This is a genomic window from Gordonia jinhuaensis (assembly GCF_014639795.1).
Taxonomy (GTDB): domain Bacteria; phylum Actinomycetota; class Actinomycetes; order Mycobacteriales; family Mycobacteriaceae; genus Gordonia_B; species Gordonia_B jinhuaensis.
In genome coordinates, this window is record NZ_BMGC01000057.1 from 1 (window position 1) to 10,895 (window position 10,895).

Annotated in this window: 9 protein-coding genes; 7 read left to right on the forward strand and 2 right to left on the reverse strand. The window is 66.2% G+C overall.

Annotated features, from left to right (window positions below; translation table 11 throughout):
- Positions 1 to 88: 88 nt before the first annotated feature.
- Positions 89 to 1,156, reverse strand: coding sequence for a DUF222 domain-containing protein (locus tag IEW22_RS18885; RefSeq protein WP_188588793.1), 1,068 nt, complete (start codon positions 1,154 to 1,156; stop codon positions 89 to 91).
- 142 nt (positions 1,157 to 1,298) lie between these two features.
- Entirely contained in the window at positions 1,299 to 2,093 is a 795-nt protein-coding gene (locus IEW22_RS18890; protein ID WP_373284258.1) for a TetR/AcrR family transcriptional regulator, read from the reverse strand.
- 177 nt (positions 2,094 to 2,270) lie between these two features.
- On the opposite strand from IEW22_RS18890, the gene IEW22_RS18895 reads away from it, so the two are divergent.
- The 7 genes from IEW22_RS18895 to IEW22_RS18925 all read left to right on the forward strand — a co-directional run.
- Entirely contained in the window at positions 2,271 to 3,815 is a 1,545-nt protein-coding gene (locus IEW22_RS18895) for an MFS transporter (protein ID WP_229742905.1), read from the forward strand.
- 4 nt (positions 3,816 to 3,819) lie between these two features.
- Positions 3,820 to 4,395, forward strand: a complete 576-nt coding sequence (locus tag IEW22_RS18900; protein WP_188588800.1) for a nitroreductase family protein — start codon at positions 3,820 to 3,822, stop codon at positions 4,393 to 4,395.
- 194 nt (positions 4,396 to 4,589) lie between these two features.
- Positions 4,590 to 6,458 (forward strand): 2-isopropylmalate synthase, encoded by a 1,869-nt coding sequence (leuA, locus tag IEW22_RS18905; protein ID WP_188588802.1) that lies wholly within the window; start codon positions 4,590 to 4,592, stop codon positions 6,456 to 6,458.
- Between the two features lie 58 nt (positions 6,459 to 6,516).
- Entirely contained in the window at positions 6,517 to 7,893 is a 1,377-nt protein-coding gene (locus IEW22_RS18910) for an FAD-dependent oxidoreductase (protein ID WP_229742906.1), read from the forward strand.
- Positions 7,894 to 8,126: 233 nt separating this feature from the next.
- A complete protein-coding gene (locus tag IEW22_RS18915) occupies positions 8,127 to 8,843 on the forward strand; it encodes a FadR/GntR family transcriptional regulator (protein ID WP_229742907.1) in 717 nt (238 codons plus the stop codon).
- Between the two features lie 207 nt (positions 8,844 to 9,050).
- Positions 9,051 to 9,914, forward strand: coding sequence for a fumarylacetoacetate hydrolase family protein (locus IEW22_RS18920; RefSeq protein WP_188588806.1), 864 nt, complete (start codon positions 9,051 to 9,053; stop codon positions 9,912 to 9,914).
- 43 nt (positions 9,915 to 9,957) lie between these two features.
- Positions 9,958 to 10,895, forward strand: a 938-nt coding sequence (locus tag IEW22_RS18925; RefSeq protein WP_188588808.1) for a VOC family protein, incomplete at its 3' end; no start/stop codon positions are given.

The window sequence follows — 10,895 nt, forward strand, 5'->3', positions numbered from 1 at the left end:
CCGAGAACTCGCGGCGCCGGATACGATTCCACTGCACCCGCGCCCAGCGGGCCAACATCCAGCAATTCCACTGCTGAGCAGTGCCCGGCTAACTTCGAAGAGCCCTGATGACCGCCCCCGTGCGCTGGGCCAACTCCCGCACATAGTCACCGGAGATCACACCGTAACCGTCCATGAACCCCACACCCGAGTGGCGCGGAGAATAGGCGCGCTTGGTCGTGGGCTCGGGTCCAGACTTGTCGACCGAATCCGATTCAGCTACAGCAGCTTCCGCCGCCTCCGGCTCCGGCTCCGGTTCTTCGAGCGTCGCTGCTTCGGTGATGACGTGGATGATCACTTGTGCTTCAGTCGCTTGCACCATCGCCGGCGCGGGAACCGTGGCATCACAGTCGTCGCCACGGTCGCACTGGCACTCGAACAACTCGCCGGACAGCAGCGCGAAGACGGCATCCGACCGGCGGGCCCCGTCACGCCGCGGATCAGACTCGCACACGCTCGATGCGAGGGCGTCGATGCGGGCTGCGGCGACACGCACATTCTCCGCGGTCATCGACGCATGCAGGATCGCCATGCCGTCGGTAGCGTTCTCTGCCCACACCCGACGGCCTTCTTCCGCGGCTTTGCGGCGTTCACGCACGGCGGCGGGGTCGTGGCGGAATACGATCCGGTCACACACATCGCGCAGGCGTTGCAGCGACCAGCTGCCCTGCCGCCGCAACGCGTCAGCGAGTTCCTGGTCGACCAGGGGTGCATACTCTTGGCCGCCGACCAGTGCGGTTCGGGCGATGACCGTGCGGATGTGTCCGCCGCCGATCACTCCGTCGTGCAGGCATTGCGCTACATGCGGCAGGCCCGCGAACAAGTGCGCGGCGTCCATCAATTCGGTTTCCACACCGGCTTGACTACGACCCACCATCATCGCGATCTCATTCGCCGCGCGGGCGTGCGCGTCATAGACACGCTGGTCAGAGTCCATGAACGGCGCCACCAGCCGTTCGAAGACTTCGGCCATCGCCCGCAACCGGTGCCACTCCATCAACGCACCAGCACGCCGCGCCTGAACGACGACCTCACCCAGACCGGCAGCATCCACCTCATCGAGAGATTCGGGCAGCCCCAAAACCGAGAGATCCGGATCTGACCCAACAAGAGACATCGGAACCCCCTCCCAGTGAACGAGCATGACTCGAACCATCTATCGAATACATGTTCGAGTCTACCGAGAAAAACCCACCCCGACAAGGGGAAACAACACCGAATCACGGACGATCACAAGATCATTCACGCGAATGGCACCATCACTGGCTCCGGCGAGCACGCTCCTCGAACCCCGCACACAGGAACTCGATCCCGGCGTCCAACCGCTGGCGAGGGTCAATGAGGGAACTGCGCGCTCCCGTGCCCGCGAGTTCGGCGAGGTGCGGCGGCGGGTCGAAGTCGGCGTGTCCGTCGAGCAGATCGACCAGCGCGCCACCATCGTCGTTCTGCGAGCGCGTCTGCAGAAGTTCCTCGCCGACCTGCGCCAGCGCCGACCCCTGGATGAAGATCCAGACGGTCAGCGCCATCTCGGTCGCCTCCTCCACGCTGACGCCGAGCTCGAGTATGCCGCCGACCATCCAGTCGAGGGCGATCAAACTCTGCTCACCCATGCTGTGCCGAGGAGACGAGTACGCCAGCACGATCCACGGATGCCTCTGGTAGAGGTCCCAGTCGAGTTCCACGGCCACGCGTACACGCTCTCGCCACGGCAGGACACGGTCGACCGGATAGGGGAATCGGCGACCGATCTCGTCGGACATCGCGAGCAGCAGCGTGTCCTTGTCGGCAACGTGCCGATACAACGACATCGCACCGACACCGAGGCGCTCGGCGATATGTCGCATCGACACCGCTCCGAGCCCTTCAGCGTCGGCGATCTCGATACCCGCCGACACGATGGCCTTACGGGTCAACCGTGATTGCCTGCCGGTCTCCGGCCTCGGCCCGGCGGAGTCACCCCTGACGCCATCGGTGGGGTCCACCTTGGCAGGGTCAGCTGTGCGGGTGTCGTTCTTGCCGGTGTCGTTCTCCCGTGTTCCCGGAATAGTGCCCACTCCCCTGCTGCGTGCCGGAATAATCCGCTTGCGTACAGCGTACTCATCGGCATACCGTTGGCTACGCGTACGTCGTACGCGCCATCTTTGCCTGTCGGGGTCACGCCGACCCCCTCAGGCACCTACATGCACCACGATCGCAGCTCACCCCTGCGATCCGCACACCGAGGAGAAGAAGTGAGCATCATCGACCAGCCGGCGCAGCGGACGGCACAGGGATCGCCTGTGACCGACCGACGTGCCTGGCTGGGTCTGGTGGTGCTGACCCTGCCGGTGTTCCTCGTGTCGATGGACTCCTCGGCGCTCAACCTGGCGATTCCCACCATCACCGCTGGGCTCGACCCGTCGGCCGCTCAACTGCTGTGGATCATCGACATCTACGGATTCCTGCTGGCCGGTCTGCTCATCACGATGGGCAACATCGGCGACCGGATCGGCCGCCGGCGCATCCTGCTCATCGGCGCCACCGTCTTCGGCCTGGCATCGGTGGTCGGTGCGTTCGCGCCCAACGCCGAGGTCCTGATCGCCGCCCGCGCGGTGATGGGCATCGGTGGCGCCACCTTGATGCCGGCGAGCCTGTCGCTGATCACCAACATGTTCCGCGACCCCCGCGCCCGCGCGAAGGCGATCGGCATCTGGTCGGCATCGTTCGCCGCGGCCGCCGCGCTCGGTCCGGTCATCGGTGGCGTTCTGCTGCACCACTTCTGGTGGGGTTCGATCTTCCTCATCAACGTGCCGGTCCTGGTGCTGCTGCTGGTGGTGGCGCCGGTCCTGCTGCCCGAATACCGCTCGCCCTCGACCAGCCGCTTCGACATCGTCGGCGTGGTGCTCTCACTGTCGGGCATCCTCCCGCTGGTCTATGCGATCAAGCACACCGCCTCCGAGGGCCTCGACACACAGGGTGTCGTCGTCGCGCTGATCGGCGTGGTCGCGCTGGCCTCGTTCGTGGTCTTCGAAGCGCACACCGACAGCCCTCTGCTCGACCTGAAACTGTTCTCGCACTCCGGGTTCACCGCGGCGATCCTGGCCGCACTCGGCGGCACGGTGACGTTCGCGGGAGTGACCTACCTCTCAGCGATCTATCTGCAGTCGGTACGCGGGCTCGACGTGCTCACCGCCGCACTGATCGGTATCCCGATGGCCGCGACCGTGGCCTTCGGTTCGATGGTGTCGCCGCGACTGACGAGCCTGCTCGGTGTGCGGTGGGGATTCTTCTCCGCGCTCACGCTCACCGCGGTCGGCGTCTCCGGTCTCATCACCCTCACCACCGACTCACCGCTGTGGGTGTTCATGCTCTCCACCGCGGTCGCCGGTGTCGGCATCGGCGTGTTCTTCACACTGGTCTCCGATGTGGCGGTTTCGGAAGTGGAGCCCGAGCGCTCCGGTGCTGCCGCCGGCCTGTCGGAAACGAGTTTCGAGCTCGGTCACGCCCTGGGCCTGGCCGTGCTGGGGTCGATCGCCACCCTGGTGTTCCGCGACCGCGCCGGCAATCTGCCGTTCGCCGACACACTCGGCGAGACGCTGCAGCACGCCCAGCAGATGGGTGGCTCACGGGGCGACGAGCTCGCTGAAGCGGCACGCATGGCATTCGTGGACTCGATGCACGTCGTCGCGGTCATCAGTTCCGTCGGCATCTTCGCGCTCGCCGTGCTGGTGTCGTTCCTGTTGCGCCCCAAGGACAGGCGTCCGAAGACGGACCAGCCCCAGGCGACCGTAGACTGAGCCGGTGCACGAGCTGATACGGAACCGCTGGAGCGCACGCGGTTACGACCCGCAGGCGACCATCTCCGAGGACTCCCTCATCGCAATTCTCGAGGCGGGGCGCTGGGCACCCACCTGGGGATCGGTGCAGCCGGTGCGTGTCATCGTCGGCACGCGCGGCGACGAGACGTTCGACGGTCTGGTCACCGCCCTGACCCGCGGTAACGCCTCCTGGGCGCCGGCGGCCGCGGCACTGATCCTGGTGTGTACGCGGGTACTCGAGGACGACGAGAAGGCCAGCACCTACGCGGTCTTCGACGCCGGACTGGCCACCTCGCAGATGATCCTGCAGGCCAATGCAGAGGGGTTCAACGCGCACCCGATGGCCGGCTTCGAGATCGACACCGTGGTCGAGACGTTCTCCATCCCGGCCGAACAGGCACCCATCGCTCTGATCGCCGTGGGAAAACTCGCCCCGCGAGAGACTCTCGACCCCTCCATCGCCGAGCGCGACGACCGCGAGCGCACCCGCCTGCCCCTGTCGGAGACAGCGTTCGCCGGGTCGTGGGGGATGCCCTACCGACCCGACTCACCTGCCTGATCAGCTGTTCACCACGGACGCTCCGCGTCCGCATTTTGTCCCTGCGTCGAGTGGGAGTATCGTGCCACGCATGCAGCGTGCGCTCCTTCTCGGTTGCCGCGGCGGGGTCTGATCCAGACCGGCCTCCCGTCGCGGGGCCTCATCACGCGCCGGTCACCTTGGAGCACCACCCAGACCGGAAAGATTGATTCACGATGCCAGCAGCAGATGCCTTTGTCTCCGGCGTGAGCCGTATCGTCGAGCCGAATGGCCCCATCCCCGCAGGTCAGCCGAGCTGGAACCCTCAGCGCAACTCCGCGATGCCGGCACATCGCTACCGCCAGTTCGCCGACGAGGTCGAAAAGGTCACCGTCGAAAACCGCACCTGGCCCGACAAGACCATCACCACCGCACCCCTGTGGTGCGCGGTCGACCTGCGCGACGGCAATCAGGCACTCATCGACCCGATGAGCCCGGCCCGCAAGCGCCGGATGTTCGACCTGCTGGTGCGCATGGGCTACAAGGAGATCGAGGTCGGCTTCCCCTCGGCCAGCCAGACCGATTTCGACTTCGTCCGAGAGATCATCGAGGACAACGCGATTCCCGATGACGTCACCATCCAGGTACTCACCCAGTGCCGTGACGAGCTGATCGAGCGCACCTTCGAGGCCTGCCGCGGTGCACAGAACGTGATCGTGCACTTCTACAACTCCACCTCGGTGCTGCAGCGGCGCGTGGTGTTCCGCGCCGACAAGGCCAAGATCACCGAGATCGCCACGCACGCAGCGCACAAGGTGCTCGAAGAAGAGAAGAAGTTCCCCGACACCAACTGGCGCTACGAGTACTCGCCGGAGTCCTACACCGGCACGGAGCTGAGCTACGCCAAGGAGATCTGCGACGCGGTCACCAAGATCATCGCTCCCACACCGGAGAAGCCGATGATCATCAACCTGCCCGCGACCGTCGAGATGGCGACCCCGAATGTGTACGCCGACTCCATCGAGTGGATGCACCGCAACCTGGCCCGCCGCGACTCGATCATCCTGAGCCTGCACCCGCACAACGACCGCGGAACTGCCGTCGCCGCAGCCGAACTCGGCTACCAGGCCGGCGCCGACCGCATCGAGGGCTGTCTGTTCGGCAACGGTGAGCGCACCGGCAACGTCTGCCTGGTGACCCTGGGCATGAACATGTTCAGCCGTGGCGTCGACCCGCAGATCAACTTCTCCGACATCGACGAGATCCGTCGCACCGTCGAGTACTGCAATCAGCTGGGCGTTCCCGAACGCCACCCCTACGGCGGCGACCTGGTGTACACCGCGTTCTCCGGCAGCCACCAGGACGCGATCAACAAGGGTCTCGATCAGATGAAGATCGACGCCGACGCCGCGGATGCCGACGTCGACGACATCATCTGGCAGGTTCCCTACCTGCCGATCGACCCCAAGGACGTGGGCCGCACCTACGAGGCCGTGGTCCGGGTCAACAGCCAGTCGGGCAAGGGCGGCGTCGCCTACATCATGAAGTCCGACCACGGACTCTCACTGCCCCGGCGCCTGCAGATCGAGTTCAGCCGCGAGATCCAGAAGATCACCGACGGCGAGGGTGGCGAGGTGTCCCCGAAGGAGATGTGGGATGTCTTCGCCGAGGAGTACCTGCACCCGATCACACCGCTGGAGCGGATGCGGCAGAAGGTCGACGCGGCCGAGGTCGACGGCGGTCAGGATCACATCACGGCGGTGGTGAAGGTCGACGGCGTCGAGAAGGAGATCGCCGGATCCGGCAACGGCCCGCTCGCCGCATTCGTCGACGCACTGTCGACCGTCGGCTACGACATCCGGGTGCTCGACTACTCCGAGCACGCGATGACCGCAGGTGGCGACGCCACCGCAGCCGCCTACGTGGAAGCGCAGATCGGCGACGAGTCGGTATGGGGCGTCGGTATCGCCACCTCCATCACCACCGCTTCGTTGCGCGCGGTCGTCTCCGCGGTGAACCGGGCCCACCGCCATCAGGTGGAGCTCGCCGGTGTCACCGGTGCGGGAATCGACGGGGAGCAGGCTCCGCGCACCTGGGCCCCGTAGGTCCACCGCACCCGAGGGATCCCTACCCGGGAGATCATGCCGGACTAGCGTTGGCCCCGTGGAACGCATCGTTGTCGTCGGGGCCGACGCGGCTGGGATGAGCGCAGCGCATCAAGCGCTGCGCACGGCTGAGGTGACCGGTCGTCGGATCGAGGTGATCGCACTCGAGCAGACCGCGGACACCTCGTATTCGGCCTGTGGCATCCCCTACCTCGTCGGCGGTCAGGTCGACTCCGCCGACCAGCTGATCGCACGCAGCGCCGATGAGCATCGTCGGCTCGGTGTCGACCTTCGGATGGGCACCACCGTCACCGGGATCGACCGCGACCGGCACGTCGTCACCGCGACCACGCAGTTCGGTGATCCGCAGCAGATCGACTTCGATCAGCTCGTCCTGTGCACCGGCGCGCAGGCGATGGTGCCCGACTGGGCCCGCGACGCTCACGGCGAGCTCATCGGCGGTGTCCACCCAGCGAAAACGCTTGCCGACGCCCGCTATTGGCTCGACCTGATCATCGGGTCGGGCCGTCGCGGTCTGGTGGTGGGCGGTGGATACATCGGCCTGGAGATGGCCGAGGCATTGGCCGAACGGGGTTTCGACACCACCCTGGCCACCAGGACGCGGGTGATGAGCAAACTCGACCCCGAGATCAGCGACCGCATCGAGGCGGGGCTGACGGCCGCCGGGGTGACGGTATGCACCGACACCACGATCGCCTCCGCCCGCGTCGAGGACGGCCGGATCCGATCGGTGACAACCCTTGCCGGACAAGAGATCCCGGCCGATGTGGTGGTGCTGGCACTCGGCGTCTCCCCCAGCACCGGCCTCGGCGCGGCAGCCGGCCTGCCGATCGGTGCGCACGGCGGGTATCAGCCCGACGACCATCAGCGCATCACCGAGTCGATCTGGGCGGCAGGAGACTGCTGCGAGTCGATCGACCGGATGACCGGTGACTGGCTCTACGCACCCCTGGGGACCCATGCCAACAAGCAGGGGCGGGTCTGCGGGTTCAACCTCGGCGGCGACGACTCCAAACGCTTCGCCGGGGTGCTGGCCACTGCGATCACCCGATTCGCCTCAGGCCCGACCTATCTCGAGATCGCCCGCACCGGGATAAACTCGCAGGTCGCCGCCCGATTCGGATATGACGCGATCACCCTGATCACCGAGAGCAACACCGCGAGCGGTTATATGGCCGAGGCGGCGCCGATCACCGTGCTGCTCACCGCAGATCGGACTACCCGCCGCATTCTCGGAGCTCAGATCATCGGTGGCGCACAATCAGGCAAACGCATCGACACCGTCGCGGCCGCGCTGTGGGGGCGGATGAGCGTCGACGACCTCGCCGAGATGGATCTCTCCTATGCGCCACCGTTCGCAACCGTCTGGGAGGCAGTGCAATTGGCCGCGCGACGGGTCGCCGAACGCATCTAGTCGCCACGCCGACACCGTCGATGTACCGGCAGTGTCCGTTACCATTGCCAGCGCGGACACCCGAACGATCGGGCAGCATCACACGAGACGACACGGTACGGGGACCAGATGACCGAGCCCAGCCCGGCGCCCAGCGCCGAGGATTGGCCTGGCCTGCAGTCGAGCCCACGTCCGTATGCCGGTCAGAGCCAAGCTCGGTTCCCGACGCCGACACACTACGTCTTCCCGGAACCGTGAGCAGCGGGGAGTCCCGTGCGGAGCTCGCTGCCGGTCGGATTGCACGGCTCGCCGCCGACCACCGCCCCGGTGAGCGCATCGGCAGCAAAGACGATCTGCGGCGACTGTGTGATGTGTCGGTCGGCACGTTCAACGAGGCCATCAAGCTGGCGGTCGAACGTGGATCGATCTCCTCACGTCCTGGCCCGGGCGGCGGTATCTTCGCCACCGACCCGTCTCCGCTGTCTCGGATGAACGGCTGGTTCCGCGATGCAGCGGCCGGTGGCGACGACATGCTGCGCGAATCCCTGGAGATCCGAAACGCGTTGGCGCCGCTGCTGGTCTCGGAGGTGTTCGCGCGACTCTCCGACGACGACCTCGCCGATTTCGACGGGCTACTCGACGATCTGCACCGTTCCCGCGAGGCCCGCGATGTCACCGGATTCATCTGGGCCGCATGGAATGTCCACGAACGGTTCGCGAGTCTCGGTCGCAGCCAGCTGCTCGACAGCCTCTACGTGTCGATCATGGATGTGGGCACCTCACGCCTTCGGACACTTCTGCGCGAGGCCGAGGCGCACGGACGCCACACCGTCCTCTACTTCGACGGATTGACCCGCGTCATCGAGGAATTCGTCGAGGCCCTGCGCACCCGTGACGCCGACGGAACCGTAGACGCGCTGCGGCGAACCGATCCCACGATGGTGCTGCGTCCCGACCAGCCCCAGCAGTAACCGCCCTCCAGGCGGTATCGGCTCACCGGGGAGTGCTTCCGCTTCTCGCTCTCACCCTCACACCGTGGACGTGACCCAGCCCACTGATGCCACTTGACACGGGCATCACATCACGAGCACAGTGTGATGTGTGCAATAAATCATGATTATTTGGCGGCCTCGGTAGGACGCGCGATCATGACATCGACGAGAGAGAGCAGAAGAACCATGCGAATCGCCAACCTCGACGGACGCGCCACCCTTGTCGTCGGCAGCGACGGCGCAGAGCAGGGCATCGACATCGCCGACGCGTCCGGACAGTTCGGCCCCGACATCGCCGACATCTATTCGCAGTTCGACAGCGTGACAGCCTGGGCCCGCGACGCCGATCTCGCAGGCGCCACCCGCACCGACATCGACCGCAGCAAGCTCGGCGCGCCCTCCCCCGCACCTCGACAGGTATTCGCCATCGGCCTCAACTACGACGAGCACGCCGCCGAATCCGGCTTCGCGGCCCCCGAGGGTCTGCCACCGGTGTTCACCAAATACGTCTCGAGCTTCTCCGGACCCGACTCCACCGTGGTGATCCCCGCCGGTGGCAACGTCGATTGGGAGACCGAACTCGTGGTGATCATCGGTCGTACCGCCCGCGAGGTCGACGCCGAGACCGCCTGGGATCACGTCGCGGGACTGACCGCCGGCCAGGACATCAGCGACCGCATCACCCAATCACGCGGTCCCGCACCGCAATTCGGACTCGGAAAGTCGTTCCCGGGATTCTCTCCGCAGGGCCCGTGGTTGGTCACGCCCGACGAATTCGAGAACCGCGACGATCTTGAATTGGGCTGCTCCATCGACGGCGAGCAGATGCAGAAGGGCCGCACCCGCGACCTCATCTTCCCCGTCGCCAAGCTCATCGCCGAACTCTCGCGCAACGTGACGCTCTACCCCGGCGACGTCATCTTCACCGGTACGCCCGCCGGCATCGGTGCAGGCCGCAAGCCACCGCGCTTCCTCGCCGACGGCGAACACCTCGACAGCTGGATCTCCGGAATCGGCAAACTCCACCAGACCTTCGTCGCCGCGAACTGATCATCGAGCCACCCGGGCACCACGAACCAACGGAAGTACCACCATGACCCTGCATCGTCTGGCTTCGGTGACCATCGGCGTTCCCAACGTCGACGAGACCCGCGCCTACTACACCGAATTCGGCCTCACCCCGCAGGCCGACGGCTGGTTCTCCACCACTGACGGTGGCCGCCAGCTCCGAATCGTGTCGTCACCGGTCCGACGGCTGCTCGCCGTGGTCGTCGGTGCCGACGACGCCGACGACATCGACCGCATCGCGCACAATCTCGCGCGCCTCGGTATCGACGCGCACCGCACCGCCACCTCCGTCTCGGCGGTGGAGCTGGCCACCGGGGTCACCGCGACCGTCGAGGTGACCCCGCGCATCGACCAACCCCGCGTGGAGCCCACGCCGTACAACGGCCCCGGCCGCATCGACCGCGGCACCGGCCGCGCGCCGGGTGTGCGCCGCGACGGACCGGTGACCCCTCGCAAACTCGGCCACGCCGTGATCGGCAGCACCGACAACGTGATCACCCAGCGCTTCTTCACCGAGGGGCTCGGATTCAAGGTGAGCGACGAAGTGCCCGGTCTCGCGGCCTTCATGCGCTGTTCCACCGACCACCACAACATCCTCGTGCAGCAGGCGCCGATCAACTTCCTGCACCACACCTCGTGGCAGGTCGACGACGTCGACGAGGTGGGTCGCGGTGCGATGCGGATGCTCGACGACAACCCCGAGCGCCACGTGTGGGGTCTGGGCCGCCACTACGCGGGGTCGAACTTCTTCTGGTATCTCAAGGACCCGGCAGGCAACTTCAGCGAGTACTACTCGGATATGGACTCGGTCATCGACGATCAGCTCTGGACACCGGAGGTGGTCGAGGGCGCCAAGGGTCGGCGGTGTCATACCCTCGAAGCAACGGTAGCCGAGAGGCGTTGGTGGACAGGGGTTGTAGTGGGGCGCAGGATGTTGACGATCGAGGATCGAGCGGAGATCGC